The organism is Anabaenopsis elenkinii CCIBt3563 (genome assembly GCF_015245355.1).
Taxonomy (GTDB): Bacteria; Cyanobacteriota; Cyanobacteriia; order Cyanobacteriales; family Nostocaceae; genus Anabaenopsis; species Anabaenopsis elenkinii.
In genome coordinates this window covers 2,167,625-2,190,065 of sequence record NZ_CP063311.1, presented here as the reverse complement: position 1 = coordinate 2,190,065, position 22,441 = coordinate 2,167,625, and the positions used below count along the sequence as shown (strand labels likewise).

The 22,441-nt window shown below is 43.4% G+C and carries 16 protein-coding genes; 10 read left to right on the top strand and 6 right to left on the bottom strand.

Annotated elements, in window-relative coordinates:
- Positions 1-28: 28 nt before the first annotated feature.
- Positions 29-2,104 (top strand): WD40 repeat domain-containing protein, encoded by a 2,076-nt coding sequence (locus tag IM676_RS09610; RefSeq protein WP_200989969.1) that lies wholly within the window; start codon positions 29-31, stop codon positions 2,102-2,104.
- A 378-nt stretch (positions 2,105-2,482) separates the two neighbouring features.
- Positions 2,483-4,228 (top strand): gamma-glutamyltransferase, encoded by a 1,746-nt coding sequence (ggt, locus tag IM676_RS09605; protein ID WP_200989968.1) that lies wholly within the window; start codon positions 2,483-2,485, stop codon positions 4,226-4,228.
- Here the strand turns inward: ggt and IM676_RS09600 are convergent.
- The gene (locus tag IM676_RS09600) at positions 4,225-4,488 is read right to left on the bottom strand and encodes a hypothetical protein (RefSeq protein WP_200989967.1); all 264 of its coding nucleotides are present in this window, start codon (positions 4,486-4,488) and stop codon (positions 4,225-4,227) included. The two genes, ggt and IM676_RS09600, sit on opposite strands and share 4 nt — an antisense overlap.
- A 178-nt stretch (positions 4,489-4,666) precedes the next feature.
- Positions 4,667-5,692 carry an IS701 family transposase gene (locus tag IM676_RS09595; protein ID WP_200990024.1) on the bottom strand — a complete coding sequence of 342 codons (1,026 nt, stop codon included), beginning with the start codon at positions 5,690-5,692 and terminating at the stop codon, positions 4,667-4,669.
- Positions 5,693-6,101: 409 nt separating this feature from the next.
- Between IM676_RS09595 and IM676_RS09590 the strand changes: the two genes are divergently transcribed.
- From IM676_RS09590 to accD, 4 genes are all read left to right on the top strand, one after another.
- A complete protein-coding gene (locus tag IM676_RS09590; protein ID WP_200989966.1) occupies positions 6,102-7,061 on the top strand; it encodes an aldo/keto reductase in 960 nt (319 codons plus the stop codon).
- A gap of 116 nt (positions 7,062-7,177) precedes the next feature.
- Positions 7,178-8,266, top strand: a complete 1,089-nt coding sequence (leuB, locus tag IM676_RS09585; protein WP_200989965.1) for a 3-isopropylmalate dehydrogenase — start codon at positions 7,178-7,180, stop codon at positions 8,264-8,266.
- 89 nt (positions 8,267-8,355) lie between these two features.
- Positions 8,356-8,616 (top strand): hypothetical protein, encoded by a 261-nt coding sequence (locus tag IM676_RS09580; RefSeq protein ID WP_200989964.1) that lies wholly within the window; start codon positions 8,356-8,358, stop codon positions 8,614-8,616.
- Between the two features lie 1,453 nt (positions 8,617-10,069).
- The gene (gene accD, locus IM676_RS09575) at positions 10,070-11,023 is read left to right on the top strand and encodes an acetyl-CoA carboxylase, carboxyltransferase subunit beta (RefSeq protein ID WP_200989963.1); all 954 of its coding nucleotides are present in this window, start codon (positions 10,070-10,072) and stop codon (positions 11,021-11,023) included.
- A gap of 53 nt (positions 11,024-11,076) precedes the next feature.
- Here accD and IM676_RS09570 read toward each other — a convergent pair whose 3' ends face one another.
- The gene (locus tag IM676_RS09570; RefSeq protein WP_200989962.1) at positions 11,077-12,444 is read right to left on the bottom strand and encodes an MFS transporter; all 1,368 of its coding nucleotides are present in this window, start codon (positions 12,442-12,444) and stop codon (positions 11,077-11,079) included.
- Positions 12,445-12,631: 187 nt separating this feature from the next.
- Here IM676_RS09570 and IM676_RS09565 point away from each other — a divergent pair, with 187 nt between their 5' ends.
- The 3 genes from IM676_RS09565 to IM676_RS09555 all read left to right on the top strand — a co-directional run bounded on the left by IM676_RS09565 (position 12,632) and on the right by IM676_RS09555 (position 15,514).
- Positions 12,632-13,882, top strand: a complete 1,251-nt coding sequence (locus IM676_RS09565) for an ABC transporter substrate-binding protein (RefSeq protein ID WP_225880486.1) — start codon at positions 12,632-12,634, stop codon at positions 13,880-13,882.
- Between the two features lie 208 nt (positions 13,883-14,090).
- On the top strand, positions 14,091-14,594 hold the full coding sequence (locus tag IM676_RS09560) for an SgcJ/EcaC family oxidoreductase (protein WP_200989961.1): 504 nt from the start codon (positions 14,091-14,093) through the stop codon (positions 14,592-14,594).
- Positions 14,595-14,896: 302 nt separating this feature from the next.
- Entirely contained in the window at positions 14,897-15,514 is a 618-nt protein-coding gene (locus IM676_RS09555) for a TMEM165/GDT1 family protein (RefSeq protein WP_200989960.1), read from the top strand.
- Between the two features lie 18 nt (positions 15,515-15,532).
- Here the strand turns inward: IM676_RS09555 and IM676_RS09550 are convergent, their stop codons facing one another.
- Positions 15,533-16,384 (bottom strand): tetratricopeptide repeat protein, encoded by an 852-nt coding sequence (locus tag IM676_RS09550; protein WP_200989959.1) that lies wholly within the window; start codon positions 16,382-16,384, stop codon positions 15,533-15,535.
- Positions 16,385-16,753: 369 nt separating this feature from the next.
- Here IM676_RS09550 and IM676_RS09545 point away from each other — a divergent pair, with 369 nt between their 5' ends.
- On the top strand, positions 16,754-17,773 hold the full coding sequence (locus IM676_RS09545) for a hypothetical protein (protein WP_200989958.1): 1,020 nt from the start codon (positions 16,754-16,756) through the stop codon (positions 17,771-17,773).
- A 78-nt stretch (positions 17,774-17,851) separates the two neighbouring features.
- Here IM676_RS09545 and IM676_RS09540 read toward each other — a convergent pair whose 3' ends face one another.
- Both IM676_RS09540 and IM676_RS09535 read right to left on the bottom strand, forming a co-directional pair.
- Positions 17,852-19,021 carry a homocysteine biosynthesis protein gene (locus IM676_RS09540; protein ID WP_200989957.1) on the bottom strand — a complete coding sequence of 390 codons (1,170 nt, stop codon included), beginning with the start codon at positions 19,019-19,021 and terminating at the stop codon, positions 17,852-17,854.
- A gap of 18 nt (positions 19,022-19,039) precedes the next feature.
- Entirely contained in the window at positions 19,040-22,264 is a 3,225-nt protein-coding gene (locus tag IM676_RS09535) for a type I restriction endonuclease subunit R (RefSeq protein ID WP_200989956.1), read from the bottom strand.
- Positions 22,265-22,441 lie beyond the last annotated feature (177 nt).

The window sequence follows — 22,441 nt, the reverse complement described above, 5'->3', positions numbered from 1 at the left end:
CTAAATTAACTACCAGTGGTAATCTGCCATGAACGAGCCACAACCAGGAAAATTTGATGTAGTACTAGGTGGTACTGGTAATGCTCCAGAAAATGCCCTGGTCTTAGGGGGAATCCAAGGGGTACAGCAGAGATATAAAAATCCTGACCCCAAGGTTAGGATAAATGCGATATCCCAAGCACTCAACTATGGAGATGAGGGAGTTAACTTACTTCTCCAAGCTTTAACCACAGATGAATCAGCCGATGTCAAAGATGCGGCTTATAATCTCCTGTTGTCTAAGTATGGCCAGTTAATTGAGGCTGTCAACGCTTATCAAACACAAAAATCACTAACATCATGGGAGTTAGAATATACCCTCACTGGTCATTCAAATTGGGTTAGTTCAGTAGCCTTCAGCCCCGATGGTAAAACCTTAGCATCTGGGAGTTATCAAAACATCAAACTGTGGGATGTAGAAACCCAAGAGGAAATCGCCACCCTCACCGGACATTCGGAGTGGGTTTGGTCAGTAGCCTTTAGCCCTGATGGTAAAACCTTGGCTTCTGGAGGTGGGGATTTTTTCGGAAGTGATAACATCATCAAGCTGTGGGATGTAACCACCCGGCGGTCAATCGCCACCCTCCCCGGACATTCAGATGTGGTTAGTTCATTAGCCTTCAGCCCCGATGGTAAAACCTTAGCATCTGGGAGTTGGGATAAAACCATCAAACTGTGGGATGTAGCCACGGGGGCGTCAATCGCTACACTCACCGGACATTCAGATTCGGTTTTTTCAGTAGCCTTCAGCCCCGATGGTCGCACCTTAGCCTCTGGGGGTTCGGATGGCATTAAACTGTGGGATGTAGCCGAGAGTTGGTCAATCGGCACCATCGGGGAACATTTAGGTTCAGTAGTAGCCTTCAGCCCGGATGGTCGCACCTTAGCATCTGAGATTTGGGATGATACCATCCAACTGTGGGATGTCGCCACAATGAGGGAAATCGCTACCATCCCCAGAAATTCAAGTGAGCTTCAGTCAGTAGCCTTCAGCCCCGATGGTAAAACCCTAGCATCTGGGAGTTATCAAAACATCAAACTGTGGGATGTGTCCACAGATCGGTTAATCGCCACCCTCACCGGACATTTAGATTCGGTTTCGTCAGTAGCCTTCAGCCCCGATGGTAAAACCTTAGTATCTGGGAGTTATCAAAACATCAAACTGTGGGATGTAGCCACGGGGGCGTCAATTACCATCCTCACCGGACATACACATTGGGTTCAGTCAGTAGCCTTCAGCCCCGATGGTCAAACCTTAGCTTCTGGGAGTGATGATAGAACCATCAAACTGTGGGATGTAGCGACAATGAGGGAAATCACCACACTCACCGGACATTCGGAGTGGGTTAGTTCAATAGCCTTCAGTCCCGATGGTGAAACCATTGGTTCCTCTGGGGGTAGGGATAACACCATCAAACTGTGGGATATAGCCACAATGAGGGAAATCACCACACTCACCGGACATTCAGATGTGGTTAGTTCAATAGCCTTCAGTCCCGATGGTAAAACCCTAGCATCTGGGAGTGGGGATAAGACCATCAAACTGTGGGATGTGGCAACACAACAGGAAATCGCTACACTCACCGGACATTCGGAGTGGGTTAGTTCATTAGCCTTCAGCCCCGATGGTCAAACCTTAGCTTCTGGGAGTAATGATAGAACCATCAAACTGTGGGATGTAGCGACAATGAGGGAAATCGCTACACTCACCGGACATTCGGAGTGGGTTAGTTCAATAGCCTTCAGTCCCGATGGTAAAACCCTAGCATCTGGGAGTTGGGATAAGACCATCAAACTGTGGGATGTGGCAACACAACAGGAAATCGCCATATTTACGGGACATTCAAGTGAGGTTCTTTCAGTGGCCTTCAGTCCCGATGGTAAAACCCTAGCCTCTGGGAGTGAAGATGAAACCATCAAAATGTGGGATGTAGCAACCCATCCGTTAATCGCTACCCTCACGGGACATTCAGGTGACGTTTGTTCAATAGCCTTCAGTCCCGATGGTAAAACCCTAGCCTCTGGGAGTGAAGATAAAACCATCAAGATTTGGCAAAGGCGTTAATTAACCTGTACATATTCTCACATCACCCAGCATTTCCCAAACCGGAAAGGAGATAAGAGCGTAGCCAAAGGTTTAGGCAGATCCTTGGCTGGGAATGATACAGCACTTTTAAAGTAAATAAAGTACAGACCTTAACATCATATTAATATCATAAATCTTGTGGGGTAGACATCCTGCCCGCCCTGCCGTACCCACTCAGATAAAATGCGCTGTATATGATTCCCGCCATTGTTGCCCTAACTTTATTATGAAGCAGTGCCCATTGTCCGTAAAGAAACCTTACAGAAATATCCACAATTAAGAGCAGCTATCAAACTGTCGTGGACGGGTTTCGCAAATCAAAACAACTCTAGATATAACTAATTAATAACTCATCCCATGGGTATTTTTACTGGATACAAACCTATTGCGATCGCCCTGTTCTCCTGTACCCTCATCATCCACAGCCAAGCTGCGATCGCCACCATAGCATCAACCCTACGCAGTAAACAAGGAATGGTAGTTTCCAGCCATCCCTTAGCCAGTGACGCGGGAATTACCATGTTACGCCAAGGTGGTAACGCCATTGATGCAGCGGTAGCCACAACCTTGGCAATTTCTGTAGTTGAACCTTATTCAGCAGGAATTGGTGGCGGCGGCTTTTTATTAATGCACTCCGGAGAAACTGGCCAAATCAAAGCCTTAGATTTTCGGGAACGCGCCCCCCTGAAAGCCACACCAGATATGTACTTGGATGGAGAAGGTAAAGTACGTCCCTCTGCAAGTGTGGCTGGGTACTTAGCCGTGGCCACACCTGGAACTGTAGCAGGGATGTATGAGGTGCATAGTCGTTATGGTAAATTACCCTGGGCGCAGGTAGTCAAACCCGCCATCGCCCTGGCCCGAGATGGCTTTATCATCAGACGTAGCCTATCCCCTGCTTATCTCCTAGTTAATGACAGACCCAGACACCGGATTTTTGATCATCCAGCAGCGCGGGCAATTTTCACCCGTGATGGTGATTTCTATCAACCAGGAGAAAGGCTGGTACAGCGAGATTTGGCAACAACTTTAACAGAGATTGCCCGTAATCCCCACAGTTTTTACACCGGAAATATTGCCCGGGCGATCGCCTCCGACATGGCAGAAAATGGCGGTTTAATTACTCTAGAAGACCTGAAAGCCTACAAACCAATTTGGCGGACTCCCGTTTGTGGGAATTTCCGTCAAGCTCAAATCTGTTCCATGCCACCACCTTCATCAGGAGGTGTACATTTATTACAGATGTTAAATATTATTGGTGAGACTGATTTACAATCTTTAGGATGGCATCACCCGGATGCATTGCATTTGATGGTCGAAGCCATGAAAATCGCTTATGCTGACCGGTCGCAACATTTAGGCGATCCAGATTTTATCAAAGTCCCTGTAGAACAACTGATTAGCCCAGAGTACGCCCGGAAACGCCGTCAAGAAATTGATCTGGAATGGGCAAAACCTGCAAGTCAGGTGAAGCCAGTTAATTTAGGTGTTGTTCCTTCTCCCCTGTTAGCTAGAAATGAATGGACCCAAACCAGCCATCTCACAGTTGTGGATGAGCAACATAACGCTGTTAGTCTCACCTTCACTATTAATCTAGGTTTTGGTGCTGGTGTGGTGACACCGGGGACGGGGATCGTACTCAACAACGAAATGGATGATTTTGCTTCCGCACCGGGAATACCTAATGCTTTTGGTTTGGTGGGTAACCAAGCTAATGCGATCGCACCCGGTAAAACCCCCTTATCTAGCATGACCCCCACCATAGTCACCGAGAATGGCCGTCTGAGGATGGCTGTGGGTACTCCTGGGGGTAGCACCATCATTACTCAGGTACTGCAAATTATCCTGAATGTGTTGGAATACCAGATGGATGTAGGTGCTGCGGTTTCCGTCCCACGCATACATCACCAGTGGTTACCCGATGAGTTACGTGTGGAACGTTGGGGTTTAAATGCTCTCACCTTGCAAGAGTTACGCCGGCGCGGACACAACATTAGGGAAAGTAACTCCTGGGGTAATGCTAATGCAATTACTATCACCCCAGAGGGAGTTTTAGAAGCCGCGGCGGACCCCCGTGGTCAAGGCTTTCCCAGTGCTTTCTAATTTCCTTGTCCTTGGGATATTAATTCTAGATCCCGACTGACAAACTCATTGGCTCTGGCGCTATGTACTAAAGTCCAGCCGGCTTTGAGAAGTTTTTGATAAGTTGCCCAACCTTTAGAACCACCAGGAATCTGATAATCTGGGACTGCTTGGGGAAAAGCTGTGTAGGGTCGCCAAGGTTGATTGGGTGAGGCTTGCAGATGTAATATTTTCTCTCCATCCCTGCCAGACTTAGATAACCAGCACATTTTACCTTGCATGGCAAACTCCTTTAAGTTTTGCTTGTTTGCATATTGGCAGGATTTTGTCAATACCTGCCTCAGTCTTGTGGGATAATTACTTATCCCGGTAGTATTCGCGATTTTATTTACTTAGAAGAGCAAACTTGTTTAACTACTATAGGACTTACGCATTGACAAAAAATATGATCTATGATATCTAGATCATGCGATCGCTATTAAGATTAGCAAAAATATGCTCACGTACAACTAAAGTAAACAGATTCCGTTGTATTTCATACCAATTGCTAATTATTTTTTCAGAGCGCATAAACTCCAACTTAACAAAAGCTTGAAGTGAACAAAAGATGTGAGTCTTAATTGCATGAGTATCCCTAACCATGAACCGACAAATTCCACATACTTGTTTTATGGCTCGATGAAAGGTTTCAATTCCCCAATGAGTATCATGAATTGTCATAAATTCATTTCTAGTTATATCCTCGATTCTTTCCTCATCTGGAAGATACAAAATATAGTGTCTAGAGTCTTCTTTTTTAAAGTCTTTCCTCAACAACTTTATAAATCCAAATTCTTTCAGATGAGTCCTTAATCCTTCTTCGGGAATAGCCAGAGTGCTTACTTGACAATACTTGTGTGGCTCATTTGAAACAGTTCTATTTTTTTCAATTCCGAAGAGAAAACCCAATTTCTGGTTTTTTAGGAATTTCAAATTTTCTACTCCTGAATACCAACTATCACCTGTTACAATTCTGGGTTTGACTCCCCAGCTTATTATTTCACTTACCATTTCTCTAAAATAATCGTTTTTTGTTTTTCCCTCCTTTTTATCATATATTCTGTAATTTATTGGCACTGAATTACCATGAATATCACTGTAATATAGAGTGATTAAATTTAAGCCAATAATTGTTTTATGGGCTTTACCTGACCAAAAATAACCGATTAATTCAGCATTTTTGGGGTCGCTGTAAATCTTTTCTATCACTGTATCATCTACACTTAGTATTCCTCCTACCAAGTTAATAACTTTTTCTATAATGTTGAATAAATCTTTCGGTTCATATCGCTCTCTCAATAAAAAGCGATTCACACTATCATGTGAAACGTCTCCTAATATCTCTGCTAACCTACTGCACCCCCCAAACTTTGGCTCTGACAGTAAAAATAAGGTGTATAGGTCTAGATTGCATTGCGCTGTGGATGGTTTCGTGATTTTTCTAATTGTCTGATACCTAGCAAGTAGACGACCTATATTTATCAATTCACTATTTTGTTATTCTGTCAATGCGTAACTCCTATACTATTACTAATGGGTTGTCATCCATGGCTTCCTGTGGGAAATAAGGAAAAACCAATATTTTTTTTACCTGATTATGAGGTTGAGATTTTTCCTATGTTATCTACGGTTTTTGTAACTGTATGTAGCAATAACTACGATTTAGGCAGATATTCCAGTTGTTTTCATAGCTACAGGGGGGCGAATTGCTGACATTACCTACATTTGCAGGATTTCCACAGATGCAAAATTTTCTGGGAACTGTCAATTAAATAATCTACCGTTATTCTGATTCAATTGACCCCAAAACCCTTTAGAGTATCAACTATTCGGAGATATTGATCAATTAAGCATTATGGAAAAGCGCAGACTAGGTACATCCGACATCTACATTACACCCATCCTCATGGGGGCTTGGCAAGCCGGTAAAGCCATGTGGACGGGAATTGAGGATGTTGATTCCATTAAAACCATCCGAGCTGCCTTTGAAGCTGGTATCACTACAGTTGATACTGCTGAAGTCTATGGACAAGGACATTCTGAGCAAATTGTAGCCGCAGCTTTATCTGATGTCCGCCACAGGGTTGAGTATGCCTCGAAAGTTTTCGCCAACCATCTCAAGTATGATTTAGTGATTGAAGCTTGCGATCGCTCATTAAAAAATCTCCAGACAGATTACATTGACCTCTATCAAATACACTGGCCTTCCGGTTCTTTCAACAGTGAGATAGTCCCCATTGAACAGACCATGCTGGCTCTCAACCAACTCAAACAACAGGGTAAAATCCGCTCAATAGGTGTGTCTAATTTTAACCGCGACCAATTAGCAGCAGCCTCACAGTATGGACGGATTGACAGTTTACAACCGCCTTATTCTTTATTTTGGCGGCAGGTAGAAAAGGATGCCATGGCTTATTGTATAGAAAATAATATTTCTATCTTGGCTTATTCACCCTTAGCCCAAGGACTGTTAACGGGAAAATTTGCCCCTGGTCATCAGTTTGACCCAGCAGATAACCGTGCTAAAAATCGCTTATTTCAAGGTGAAAACTTTCAACGCGCCCAACAAGCTTTAGAAAAACTGCGCCCCATAGCGGCGCGTCATGATTGTACCCTGGCGCAGTTAGCATTAGCTTGGCTAATTGCCCAACCTCAAACCAGTGCGATCGCCGGGGCGCGTTATCCTGAACAAGCACAAGACAACGCCGGCGCGGCACAGATTCAACTTTCTGGGGAAGAACTCGCACAAATCGATGTCATCGGGCGCATTGTTACTGACCATCTCGATGAAAATCCTGTGATGTGGAAGTGGTAATCAAAAACTGGTGTTTTGTGGGATATGGGTGATGTTGGTGTGTTTTTAGTTCCCGTGGAGAACCTAATTTAGTATGATATGGAATCGGCAAGCATTTACCCTTTGAAAAATTAACTATGTCCCAGAACTACCGCATTACTCTACTCCCCGGCGATGGCATTGGTCCTGAAATTATGGCCGTAGCGGTAGACGTGCTGAAAGTGATCGGTAAGCAGTTTGATCTGCAATTTGAATTCTGCGAAGCCCTCATCGGTGGTGCGGCAATTGATGCTACCGGTGAACCCCTCCCATCTGCTACCCTAGATAGTTGCCGTAACAGTGATGCTGTCTTACTGGCGGCAATTGGTGGTTACAAGTGGGATTCCCTACCATCCAATTTACGCCCAGAAGCAGGTTTGTTAGGGTTGCGTGCGGGACTAGAATTATTTGCCAATCTCCGCCCAGCCCAAATTTTACCCCAGTTAGTTGACGCTTCTACTTTAAAACGGGAAGTTGTGGAAGGTGTAGATATTATGGTGGTGCGAGAGCTCACCGGTGGTATTTACTTTGGTAAACCCAAGGGGATTTTTACTACTGATAGTGGTGAGAAGCGCGGTGTGAATACCATGGTTTACACTGAGTCAGAAATTGACCGCATTGGGCGAGTAGCTTTTGAAACGGCGCGAAAACGAGGGGGGAAACTCTGTTCAGTAGATAAAGCCAATGTATTAGAAGTATCACAGTTGTGGCGCGATCGCATGACTAAATTGGCTACAGAATATCCAGATGTGGAATTGTCTCACCTCTACGTCGATAACGCCGCCATGCAACTGGTACGAGCTCCTAAGCAGTTTGATACTATTGTCACAGGGAACTTATTTGGCGACATTCTCTCTGATGCAGCTGCCATGCTCACCGGTAGCATTGGTATGTTACCATCTGCCAGTCTAGGTGCTTCTGGCCCTGGTGTATTTGAACCCGTCCACGGTTCGGCCCCCGATATCGCCGGCGAGGATAAAGCCAACCCTCTGGCACAGGTTTTGAGTGCGGCCATGATGTTACGCTACGGTTTAAACCAGCCCCAAGCCGCAGATAAAATAGAAGCAGCTGTATTGCAAGTTTTAGCCCAAGGCGATCGCACAGGTGATATTATGTCTCCTAATATGAATCTTTTAGGTTGCCGCGCTATGGGAGAATCACTAATAGGAGCCATGGAAAAATCATAATTTTCTGTTGAAGTTCGGCATTTTGGCAACCTTTGCCCAAGCCATTAGATAGACTAAAGACAAATTTAGTAAATATAAAATAGTCGATAGTGCACGCATTACGACAAGAAAAAGAAAAATATACTGCCCCCAAAAACAAGTCTCCTTTGATTGATCCAGCCTTAATCAGAGCAGCCGGGCAGATTTACTACACCCACTGTGAGGTACATCCTGAAATAGCTGGACAACCTTCAGGAGTAGCAATTAATTACCTTACTCATCGGGGTAAAGTAATTTTCACTCAGCAGCCAGTACTTTTACCGCAAGAATGTTTTGTCCCATTAAGTCAAATTGAATCACATATGTATTAGGTTTAAATCTCATTGATTAACTGTTTACCCCGCATCGCCCCTGAAAATGTCTTCACATTTGGTCAATGTCTTCCAAGTGACAGGCAATATGTGGACATTTTAATGGTCTTCCCGAGCAGTATCATAGTCTCGGTGCTGGGTGCCTCTATTGTTAGTTTTATTTGTTGTGTATCCGCCCCCTGACCATCCCCATTGCTTCCATAGGATGGGTATAGTTAAGGGGCGGTGCGATTATCTAATGACACAACAGAAAAGACGGATAATTTGTGAATTTTTTAATATTCAGTGGTGCGGTTATCTTATCATCACCGCCAAGGGTTGGAGAACAAAGAGCTTTTGGTAGGCTTTTGAGGGACTCCTGCTCACCCAAGAGAATCCAGCACTCAATATTTTAGCCACAGGTCTCGTGAGATTCTCCATTCCCGATTGCGCCTCACTAAAATTAGGGGGAGATTAGGGGAGTCTGACAGTCCTTTGGCTTTCCTGTTTGTAGCTGTGATTACCCCATGCAGCTTTTACCTTTTGTTAATATCAGATTGTGAATTGTATCACTCTCTGGTGATAAACAAGACGCATTAGCTAGGATAACTACGTCTGTATAGCATTTCTAGTCTAAGTAGGTAGGGGATGGTCTCTCCCTATGGGGAGAACAATCACTACCCAGGAGATCAAGAAAGCCTATGGATATCACTGTTGACTTAGCAATGGAAATGATTTATCAAAAGCGAGTGTTTCAGTATTGGGTTAAGGACATTACATCTAATTGAGGAGTTTTCTACTGTAAGCCAAATATCTTAATATTTCTGGTAATACCTTGACAAAATTCTCTCATGGTATGCATTTAATTTTGAGATATTCCAGTTATTTGTAGAAATTCATGGTGTTAAAGTTGAGTATATGGAAGAAACTCTACCTAAAACATACGAAGCTGAGTTAAAGGAATCCTCCTAAATGCAGATTGCAATGGGTCGGCTAATATTATCAAAAAAGCATTCCCAAATGCTTTCGCTGGGATAGGGAGTGTTGCCGTTACACCAATCAAGGTTCTGCCTTGATCAAGTGTCACCCGGAACAGATAGATATTTGTTCACTTTAACACAAACGGTTGATTTTTATATGACTGTGACTATGGCGATCAATCAATTTACAAAATTCCGGTGAGCATCAGGCTTGTGTTAGCATCAGCATTTTCGTTAAGCTGACAACCAAAGATGTTTTCACCAGTCCTGAACTGCTGATCAGTGTAATTTGAAATGTAGTCACATGTAGTCACAAGTCAAAAGCCAAAATGGGGTGTTATTTGCGTTTGTACAAGAGCAAATCTGGAGACTTTGAAGGCGTAGGTCACAAGAGCCACCATTGTATCGCTCTAGACTTGAAACTGCTTATTCTGGATATCCCATAGTGGCTGGATATGTTTTCAACCTCATACCCACTTAAAAAAAAGATAAAAATGGCAAACAACGAAGAATCACGTGGTTTAAAGTCTCTGTTAGATTGGTTTGCAAATCGACGGAAATCAGGATCTACCCACTTAGAACCCCAAGAACGGGAGATTGCTGATGGACTGTGGCACAAGTGTCCCAAATGTGGCGTATTGACCTATACAAAAGACCTCAAGGCTAACCAGATGGTCTGCGTTGAATGTGGACATCATAATCGGGTAGATAGCGATGAGCGTATCCGCCAGTTGATAGATAACAATACCTGGGAAGCAATTAATGAGCATCTGCGCCCCACAGACCCCCTGCAATTTCGAGATCGCAAACCCTATGGCGATCGCCTGCGGGAAATGGAAAATAAACTAGGTTTAGTGGACGCAGTTAAAACTGGTTTAGGTCAAATCAACGGTTTACCCATAGCCCTGGGCGTTATGGACTTCCGCTTTATGGGCGGTAGTATGGGTTCAGTGGTGGGAGAAAAACTCACCCGCTTGATTGAGCAAGCCACCCAGCGACGTTACCCTGTAGTTATTGTCTGTACTTCTGGCGGAGCGAGAATGCAAGAAGGAATGCTTTCCTTAATGCAAATGGCTAAAATCTCCGGCGCTTTGGAACGTCACCGCCAATCCAAATTACTGTATATTCCCGTCTTGGCCAATCCTACCACCGGAGGGGTTACTGCTAGTTTTGCCATGTTGGGAGATATTATTATTGCCGAACCGAAAGCAACCATTGGTTTTGCAGGTCGGCGAGTCATTGAGCAAACCCTGCGGGAAAAACTACCAGAGGATTTTCAAACCGCAGAAGATTTGTTAAGGCATGGTTTTGTTGATGATATCGTACCCCGTACGCAATTGAAGAACACCCTAGCCCAGTTAATTGCTTTGCACCAACCCATACCCACTACCACACACCCCATGATGCGATGGGAAACCATGACCTTGAGTTCTACAGCTGCTGAATAAGAGAACACTGGGAATTGGGGATCAACCTAGTCCATCTCCAATCCCTAGTTCCCTCAATCTTGCCAAAATATCAGTGGCACAAGTGCTATTAAGCGCAACACGCCGGAAAGGATAAATAATCCCAGTAAGCCGCCACAATTAGTAAATTGTACTATCAAGCTGCCAATGGTTGTACCTAAAGCACCACTGGCTCCAGCCATGGCAGCCGCGATCGCAAAATAGATAGACTGGTTTTTCACTGGTGCAATCTCTAGCTGTATATTATTATTACATAAGTCAATTGCTGCCCAAGTACCTCCAGTTAAAATATGTAACAGTGGCAGCCAGATCCAAAAGTCAATGTAGTTAGTATTAATTCCTATCCACAAAATTGGTGTTACCGCCACCAAAATTCCCACCAATATCAAAATCCGCCGACTCCCAATTTTGTCTGCCAATTTCCCCCATATAATCAGCATCAATAAGTTCGCTCCTGCCTGTAAACTGGTATATAGTGATACTAAGCTAATATCTAAATTCAGCCCATCTAGCATATAGAGGCTAAAAAAAGGGGCGCTGAGATTAACCGCAAACATCCAACAGCTGAAATAGAGCACAAATATGACAAACTGGGAGTTTTGCCAGATACTCGGCTGGTTTGCGGCGGGAGTGATTACAGTTGAATTAATTAATTTTTCTTGGGGATAATTACAGATAGTATTTTGTAACTTTGGATTTATATCAACTTTGAAGTACTGGCATCCTAACCCAATCATCCCAAATACAATACCAGTGATGAGCACTATTCCATAACCTTGTAAAGTCCCCCCTCGCCAATGTGATACAGCTAACCCGGCTAAAGGTAAACACAGCAAATTGGTCAAACTGGCTGCGCTGTTGCGTATACTAAAATACCTACCTCTTAGTTGTCGCGGTACTATCATCCCTAACCAACTCAGCCAGGATGCGCTTCCTAGTCCCCCTAACAGATGGCTGATCAGGAGAATTGATAGGGTTAAAACCACCAGCTGATGGAAGTTGAAAATTTCTAAATGTAAACACCCAATACCTATAAATAAAATTAGCCAGATTAGCCGCCCAATTCCATGGGTGCATAGGGAATATTGAAAGCGACTGGTAGTGCGTTCCGATAAGTAAGCACCCAATGGCTGTATGAGATTCACCAGCATGGGGATTGAGGATAACATCCCAAAAACTACTGGACTAGCATCTAATTCTACGAGAAAATTACTCAGCAGAATCCCACCAGTACTGAGGGAGAAAATAGCCGCAAAGACTGCATCCAGGGTTGAGGCTTTTAAACTGGTGCGAATCTCATTTTTGCCAATTCGAGAAACCGGAGAAACTACTGTAGGCGGTGAGCTAATCTCGGGAATTTCCAGATTTACTGATGCTACTGTTTTAAAATTAGCAGAAGTCATAGCTTACTTTGAGCGGTGGGACACCCTAGCATGAGTTCTTGTATTGAGGAAATGAGATCCTTAGTTAACTGTTGTGAATTATTCTTGGTGGTCTTATATTCTATTTGTCAACAAAAATATAGATTCTTTAAAGATAGATTAACACGGCTAGAAGAGATAAGTTAGATTAAAGAGCTGGTATTTGTTTGTGAGTACAAAAAGCTGGGTGAAATTTTTGGCGCTAGTGCTGGCGATCGCCTTAGTTGTGATTACTTACGAAAATTTCCCACTACTAAAGCCACCAACTACCGCCGTAACTATCAAACTGAGCGGTTGGGCGGGTAATCCCCTTGAGCAACAATTGTTAAAAGAATTACTACAACAGTTTGAGGAACAACATCCAGACATCAAGGTGAGATATGAAGTGATTTCTGAGCAGTACATGGATGTCATCACTACTCGCCTAATTGGGGAAGCTGCGCCCGATGTGTTCTATCTGGAATCCCTAGAAGCTCCTTTCTTTATGAGTCAGAATGTCTTAGAACCCTTGAACTCTTACATTACCCCCGAATTTGACCTAGAGGACTTTGAAGAGACCTTGCTGGATAATTTTAAGTACAAAGATCATATTTATGGTCTCCCTAAGGATTATTCTACCCTGGCACTTTTTTATAATCAAAAGGCTTTTGCCGCTGCGGGTTTGAGCACTCCCCCCACTACTTGGGATGAATTACGCACCTACTCCCAGCAGTTGACCGGTAAGTTGAACAGATACGGTTTTGGAATTACTCCCCAGTTGAGTTATCAAGCTTACAAAATTGCTGCTTTTGGAGGAAAAGTCATTGATGAGAATGGTTATGCTGCTTTTGCTAGTCCTGAAGCTGTGCGGGGGTTGCAGTTGGTGGTAGACCAGTATCAAAAAGATGGTACTTCAGCCCAAGCTACTGATGTGGGTACTAGCTCAGGTACAGAAATGTTTGGTCAAAACCGGGTCGCAATGGTCATTGAAGGTAATTGGGCTATTCCTTATTTAGAAACGACTTTTCCTCAGTTGGAGTTTGCCACCGCGGAAATACCTACAATTAATAATAAAAAGGGTACAATGGCCTTTACTGTGGCCTATGTGATGAATAAGCAGTCACAGCATAAAGCCGCCGCCTGGGAGTTGATTTCTTTTCTCACCGGTAAGGAAGGAATGGCGCAATGGACAGGTACGGGGTTTGCATTGCCTACACGCACATCAGTAGCAGCAAGGTTGGGTTATGATCAAGACCCTTTGCGATCGCCTTTAGTTGCTGGTATAGATTATGCTACTACTTGGCAGTTAGGTCAATATCCGGCTGCTATATCTAATAATTTTGATAATCAGTTTATTAGTGCTTTGCTTGGTCAACAGTCTTTAAGTTCAGCTATGTTACGGGCAGAAAATGCTGCTAATGCACAAATTAGCAGTCGCTAATAATTTAATGGCTGTACATCTACAGTGTGACAGATACATGGTGGTATTGGCAAAGTTTCAACTCAGCCTAGAGGTTGTTTTACCACTTTTCAACAGGTAATTTTCATTTTTGGGAACACCGAACCTTTTATAGCATCTTAAATGGATGATAAGCATACACCCCTATCATATTCACTTTTAAACCCCTGCTTTTCACAAGAGAAAGTTTATGGTCAAAAAATTCTTTCGCTCTGCACTAGCATCAATTTTCACTGCAGCAATTGCTAGTACAACGGTTCTACCAACGGCTCCCGTCCAAGCCCAAACTCAATGTCCCGAGGTAACTAGACCACAAATTGCCCAACTGTTTGACCGATGGAACGGGTCTTTACAGACAGGTGACCCAAATAAAGTCACTCTCAACTATGCCAGAAATGCCATTTTGTTGCCTACAGTTTCCAACCAAGTGCGACGAAATCATAAAGAAATTCACGACTATTTTGTAACTTTCTTACAAAACAAGCCCGTAGGCAGAATTAATTACCGCAGTATTCGCCTGTATTGTGGTGTAGCTATTGATTCAGGGACATATACATTTAGACTTACCACTAATGGTCAGACTCGAGAAGTTCCAGCCAGATACACCTTTGTTTATAATAAAGTTGGCGATCAATGGCTCATAGCAGAACATCACTCTTCAGCTATGCCAGAAACAGTTAGCAGCGGTCAATAGTAGCTATAACTGGAGTTGAGCAATAACAAATATTGCTTGACTCCTCCCATGAATGGGGGTATAATTACCCTACATAGAAGGGGAGTAGCTTTAAAATAAAGTCACTTTATTTTAAACATCTGAGTCAACATACTGGTGATGAACCTGGTTCAGATGACAAATAACAATATGATCAATATTTAATTTGGCAGCGAGACCTTCACTGAGTTTACACAAGAAAAATTGTGTGAAGCTCTCAGTGAAGTTTTGCCACTCTCATGGGAGCTCCACACAGGTAAAAAGTCCTTCAGGAGTTAGAGAGAGTGTTAACAGCATTTACAGCAGGTTTATTACTAATTACAGTTTCCGAATTAGGGGATAAAACATTTTTTATAGGCGTAATTTTGGCGATGAGATACTCGCGTAAGCTAGTATTTATCGGTGTAGGGGGCGCCCTAGCCGCCATGACAATCTTATCTGTAATCTTCGGTAGGGTTGTATCTTTCTTACCAGAAATTTACCTGAAGTATGGGGAAATAGTATTATTTCTAGGATTCGGGATTAAACTGCTCTATGAAGCTAGTAAAATGCCTGAGTCCGGATCGGAGATAGAAGTGATCAATGAGGCCAAAGAGGCAGTATATAAGGCAGATTTACAAAGAAAGTCGAAAAGCCCCTTAGCAATTTTCATAGAAGCCTTCACCCTGACATTTATAGCAGAATGGGGCGATCGCACCCAAATAGCCACAATTGCCTTAGCAGCCAGATATAATCCTGTGGGAGTAGCTGCGGGTGCGGTGTTAGGGCATATAATTTGTACTGCGATCGCCGTGATTGGAGGTAAACTGATTGCCGGACGTATTTCGGAACGTCAACTCAGTTTTATTGGCGGATGTCTATTTCTGATTTTTGGTATCTTGGCTGCTATCCAAGGACTGTAATTTATCACTGCATAATAACTACTCTTCAGGATTTTTCGGCGATGGAGTAGGTACAGAAGTTGGGACAGAAGTTGGGGAAGCAATAGCCCTGTTGACTTCATCTTTGTACTGAGCAGGTGCTAAAGCCAGGGCGTTATCAAATAAAGGTTGAGCTTCATCCAGTTTACCCTGTTCTCTGAGCAGTAATGCTTTAGCTAAAACCGGACGGAAATCCTGAGGATCATTTTTAATGGCTTGGTCATAGATAGAGGTAGCTTCCCCATAGCGTTTCTGAGAAGCGTGAACAGTAGCTAATAGCACCTGTACAGCCACCCTATCCAGACTTCCCATTGGGGTTGTATTTCCAGAAAGAGTATCTTCAAGTAAACTCACAGCCTCATCAGGACGTTGCTGATTGAGCAACAGAGCCACCAAACCCTGTAAAGCCTTTAAGTCAGAGGGATGACTGGTTAAAACTGAGCGGTAAGCTTGGGCTGCTCCTGACTGGTCCCCTATTTGCTGCTTGGCTTCGGCTAATAGCACCCCATATTGAGACTGTTCTGGATTAAGTTGGGCGAGTTTTTCTAGAGGTTTAATCACCCCTTGAACATCACCTTGATTTAAACTCAGAAGTTTTAGCCTCACCTGTAATAAACCATTGAGCGCAATTTGATTTTCTGGTTCCCTTTCTAAAACCAACTCATAATTTTTTGCTTCCTCCTGCAAATTTGACAACTGATCAGAAGAAACCCCCTTGACTGGGAGATTTTGGGCTGACGGGGAGGGTTGATTGATGGCTCCAATGATAGGAATTAGGGAAACGCCAAGAAAAGCGCTAACTGAGAAAGCTAGAATGATCTTAATTATCCAACTATTGCGCGGTTGAGACACGGTTTAGTCATACTCCAAAATTGAAACTACATGATTATTTACATAAATCGGAAAGGGGAAAATTTCTAAAACCTTGCGGAATACCGCCAATGGTCTGTGAATTTTATAACAATTAACTATTCACATTGCTAAAGTTAGTGATGACTTTAGGAGGATCTGTCAGAAATTTACCTATGATATGCTTCCCAAAAGTGTAAAGATTCCCAGTTATAGGACCGTCAAGTCCCATAACTTGCTTACCATTGTATTGCTCGTTCTGGTGTAGGTTTGTGAACACCTAATCTATTTTCATTAACCGCACAAATCCTGTTTTTAGTTGCCTTCGTTAAATCCCATAATTGGGATGTGTCTCCGCCGCAAGGAGTTTTTATGAATTCCCACCTGATGCCTTCACCTGAATCTTCCAACTTTTCTACCTACCATGAGCCTCAAAGCAATCCAGAGGCGGCTGCTAATGGTCATCAAAATGGTGATCAAGTAGCAGCAGTCCAGGGATCTAACCTGGAAAATTCCCATCTTCAGCCTAGTGACACCAGCTCAAATGAAACTGAGCCTCATCGGGTGCAACCAATTCCACCACCCAGTGAAGCAATGCAGTACCGAGCCATTGGTTTAGTCCGAGGTCGTTACCTTGCTAGCAGCGAACAATTTACTCAAGGTACACTCATAACCACAGATGGAGTCACACTTAACGCCGTCCTCTTGGGGCGGATTATGAGCTTAGTCAAAAATCATTTAGATTTACAAACAGATCATTTGTGGGTAGTTTACCCACGCACAAGGCAAGAGAACGACACCTTACACCTGCAAATTGTAGGGGTCTGGGAGCCGGAAAATTTGGCTAAACACTCCCGAGGCGAGGACAACCAAGATTCGGGAACACAAGAGCTACACAAAACCGATGACCCTCAACCAGAAAACCAAGAAGAATCTACAAGTGAAGTCGTATCTTCTGGCGAACTACCTGATGGTACTTTTTCTGTTCGTGGCGAGGTAGTGTACCAATCTTTTGACGCTAAGAGCTTAGTGGTCAAAATTAAGCAGGCTCCTCGCAAAACCGGTGATAAACCCAAATATTTTAAGTTGAAACTCCGGGGCGTGTTGAGCACCAAAGCCGTGAGCAAGTTCTGGGATTTTCAAGCCAAGCGGGAAGGGGATGTCTTGGTAGTAGAAAAAGCTGAGGCGATCGCCGATCTACCCAAAAAACGCAAACCGCCTTTTAAAGGTGGCCCCCGTGGTGGTGCGAGAAAGCCATTTCCCCCTAGACGTAATGGGGAGACCCCAAAACCAATCAAGAAAACAGCCGGCGAACCATTGGCGGTATCTAAACCGATAGCCAAAGCCCCCACTCCTAAGCCCATTAAACGGCCGAAACCAACTCAGGAGTAAGGAAAACACCCCGCATCTGGTCGGGCGTTCCTTCAAGACGGGGAGAGGGGGAGAAGATCATCACTTCCCCAATTCCCATTAAAAATCTGTCCAGCGATCTTGGGGTAAAAATGATCTGTCCATGGGAATTTGAGCCACGGGTTCTGTGAGGGTAAAATTACCCGCACCAATCCATGATTTTAATTCCGTGGCGATCGCCCTGGAAAATAATATACTAGCTAGGGGAGCAACCCTGACATTTTTACCGTCAATGGTGATCCGCCCAGACTTGAGTTGGGCGTAACTCACCAGTCCAAAGGTAGGACGGACTCGCCGAGGAATGGAAAAATCCACGATGGGCGCTACTAAGTCTTTATCCTGGACGGCACAATATTTAACTACCTCTTCATTTAATACCGGGAGGGGAACACCTACACCCAACATTAATGAAGGACCATAGCTTTTAAAGTAACAACCCCGCACCCACTGGGGATTCATTTGTTTAGCATCGCCGATTAAGGCTACAGTGGCCGCCGGTCCAATGGGTGTATGATTGGGTAGGCGTTTTTGTAAGGGGAAGTGTTGAGTTCCTTCCCATGCAACATAGCCAATACCACCACCTAAGAATATCCTCGTACCAATACCAACTAGTTGTAAATCTGGGTCGTTGAGTAAGGGGGAAATTGCACCGGGGTTAGAGTAAACCGCATTTCCTAAACTGGGTTGTAAAGGACCTAGATAAGTAAATAGTGGGCGATCGCCCCCGTTAACGCCGACAATAAAGTTTTGGTAGAGATTGCGCGGATTGAATAAATAGAACTGATTGATGGTGTCACGGGTAATGGTAGTTTCAAAGCTCGCCCTGGGGTAACAATCTGTTACTTGTCCCAAGGCTCTGATCTGTACAGGTTTCCCAGCGATCAAATTTTCCATGACATGGCCACCACCATGTTCTCGGACTTCTTCCCCATCCATGGTATCTACGGTACAACTGGCACCTAAGTATAAATCTACTGCCCCAAACCCTGCGTAGGCTGGTACGCCATCTATCCAACAGCGGCGAATTTTTATCGGGGGGTCAGTTTGTCCCAGGTTAATAATTGCACCACTGGACTCCATCGGCTCAAATGTACCGGTGGTAATGACATCAACTTCTTTGGCTACTTGAGTGATACCAACTTCAGCAACTCGTGCTTTTAATTCTTCTACAGTCAATACTACTGCACGTTGGTGGCTGATTTTTTCGTTAATTTCGGCTATTGTTCGCATTTTTGAGCCAATTATACCCTAAGATTGATAAATTAACTCGGCTTGTTCTAACACTGTGGCGATGGCTTTTGCTTGTTTGTCTGGTGGATAGCCATACTTTTTGAGTAATCTTTTAATCTTTACTCGTAAATTAGCCTGCACATTTTCCCTAACTGTCCAATCAATGGTTAAATTAGCACGAATGGCTTTAACTAAATCCCGGGCGATCGCTTTGAGGGTATGGTCTCCTAAAATTATCACCGCACTGTCGTTGACTTCCAACGCATCATAAAAAGCTATTTCATCTTCTGTTAATCCTAAGTCTTTACCCTGTTTTTGTGCCTCCTTCATGGCTTTTGCTAGTAAAATCAGTTCATGGATGACTTGGGCGGTTTCAATGGCACGATTTTGATATTTTTTGATGGTATTTTCTAACATTTCTCGGAAAGAACGAGATTTAATCAGATTTTTACGAGCACTGATTTTGATTTGCTCATTAATTAATTTTTGTAAAGTTTCTACCGCCAGGTTTTTGTGGGGTAAACCCCGCACTTCTTCGAGAAATTCATCAGAGAAAATGCTGATATTTGGTTGATTTAACCCAGTAGATGTGAAAATATCTATTACTTGGTCACTGGCGATCGCTTTGGAGACAATTTGACGCACCGCCGCATCTATATCTTCTGGACTTTTACCGTTGACTGTGGTATACTTAACCATAGCTGCTTTGATAGCTTGGAAAAATCCCACCTCATCCCGAATTGCGATCGCCTCATCCGTACTGCTCACCAAAGCAAAGGCTTTAGATAACTCGCCCACAGCCTTAGTGTAACCTTGTTTACCATCTTCCAACCCCAGAATATGATTCAGGGCGGCGGGAATAATCGATACTCGTTCTGTGGCTTTACCTGTAAAGAACTTCTGGTAATCAAACCCGTCATACATGGCTTTGACAATTGCCCATTTTTCCCGCATCACAGCTAAGGCGATACTGGTATCTATTGCTGTTTCCCCTCTATCCCTTTCGGTGTAATCTCTGAGAGCGTCTTTGAGTTGTTCCGCAATACCCAGGTAATCAACCACTAACCCCCCTGGTTTATCTTCAAAGACGCGATTTACCCTGGCTATAGCCTGCATTAAATTGTGTCCCTGCATGGGTTTATCTACATAGAGAGTATGTAAACAAGGTGCATCAAAACCAGTTAACCACATATCCCGGACAATTACTAATTTAAAAGCATCATCGGCTTTTTTGAAGCGTTGAGCTAAGTCTTTGCGGGCTTTTTTACTGCGGATGTGGGGTTGCATTTTCTGGTCATCCGCAGCAGAACCAGTCATAATAACTTTGAGCACCCCTTGGCGATCATCTTCACTGTGCCATTCTGGTTTTAGTTGAATCATAGCGTTGTACAAGTCTACACAAATACGGCGACTCATACAAACAATCATCCCCTTACCCTCCCTAAGTTCTGGTGCTGCGGTGCGATTCTCAAAATGTGTGACGATATCTTGAGCAATTTGATTAATACGTTTTTCAGCACCCACTAAAGCCTCTAATCTCGCCCATTTACTTTTGAGTTTTTCTTTAGTGGTGAGTTCCTCATCTTCTGTAACTTCCTCAAAATCCGAGTCGATTTTGGGGCGTTCTGAAGGGTCTAAATCTAATTTGGCTAATCGTCCCTCATAATAAATTTTGACTGTGGCCTCATCTTCCACAGCCCGTTGAATGTCGTAAATATCTATATAATTCCCAAATAAAGCAGTGGTATTTTTATCAGTTTGGGCAATGGGTGTACCTGTAAAACCTACAAAAGCCGCGTTAGGTATAGCATCTCTTAAATATTTGGCATAACCGTATTTAATATCAGCAGCTTCTGGGTTGATTTCCTGTATTTGTCTTTTCCCTTGAGTATTGTAAGTGCTAGAAGAATCAGCAACTTTCAGTTGAGATTTTCCTTTAGGTACGAGATAGGAGACTTGATTAGAGTCCTTTTTGGCAGATTTAACCACTACTTTAGCTTTTAAGCCGTATTGGCTCCTATGGGCCTCATCAGCAATTAAAACAATATTGCGCCGGGGGGAAAGTTCCGGGTACTCATTACCTGTTTCTGGAGCAAACTTTTGGATAGTAGTAAATATAATTCCCCCCGCTGCTACTTTTAAGAGTTCCGTTAAACTTTCTCTATTTGCTGCTTGTTTGGGTGTTTGGCGCAGTAAATCAATACAGGATGAGAAGGTAGTAAATAATTGGTCATCTAAATCATTTCTATCAGTTAAAATAACTAAGGTGGGATTTTCCATTTCTGGTTGTTGAATCAACTTCCCACTATAAAAAGCCATGGTGAGACTTTTACCGCTCCCTTGGGTATGCCAAACTACCCCCACTTTTCTATCTCCATCTGGGCGAGTAGCGGCGATAGTCGCAGTAATGGCTTTATTCACGGCGTGGTATTGGTGATACCCAGCCATTTTTTTAATAATCTTGTCTTCGTTGACTTCAAAAACAATAAAGTATTGGAGAATATCTAATATAGTAGTTTGATGAAAAATACCTTTAATAATAGTTTCTAATTCTGCTTCTTGTTTAGTGATAATATTTTCACCATCTAGGGAACGCCAAGGCATAAACCGCTCCCAATTTGCGGTTAATGTTCCCACTCTGGCGTAAGTACCATCGGAAATTACAAGAATTTCGTTATAGGGAAATAAACAGGGGATATCATGTTTATAGGTTTGCAGTTGGTTAAATGCACCTTTTAAAGTAGCGTTTTCATCGGCGGGGTTTTTGAGTTCCATCACGGCGATGGGTAACCCGTTGATAAAAATTACCACATCGGGGGTACGCGCCGTTTTACCTGTTTCTTGAACCCGAAATTGATTAACTACTAACCAATCATTCTGATTAATTTCTTCAAAATCAATGATTTTAACTTTTTTATATTGGGTCTGTCCCCCTTGTTGATATTCAACATCTACCCCATCTGTGAGATATTGATGAAACCGGCGGTTATTTTCATTAAGTATTGGTGTTTCGCACCGGGTGATTTTTTTGATTGCGTCTTGGATAGCTTGAAAGGGAATATGGGGGTTTATGGTTTGTAAGGCATTTTGTAAGCGGTTAATCAGGACAACATCATCATATTCTGGGCGATCGCTCTGGGGTGCTCCGGGGGCGATTTCTGCACCGTTTAAGTAGGTGTAGCCGAGTTCTGATAACCAGTCAATGGTAGCTTGTTCAACGGTAGATTCTTTTAACTTATTCATTTTGTCTTAGAGGATGTTTGATAAGTTTTCAACAGGTAATTTTTATCTTAGGGAACAGGGAACAGGGAACAGGGAACAGGGAATGAGGAATGGGGAACACACCGAACACACCAAAACAATAAAACAATAAAATCCAGTCCCCTCCCCTTACAAGGGGAGGGTTAGGGTGGGGTCAAA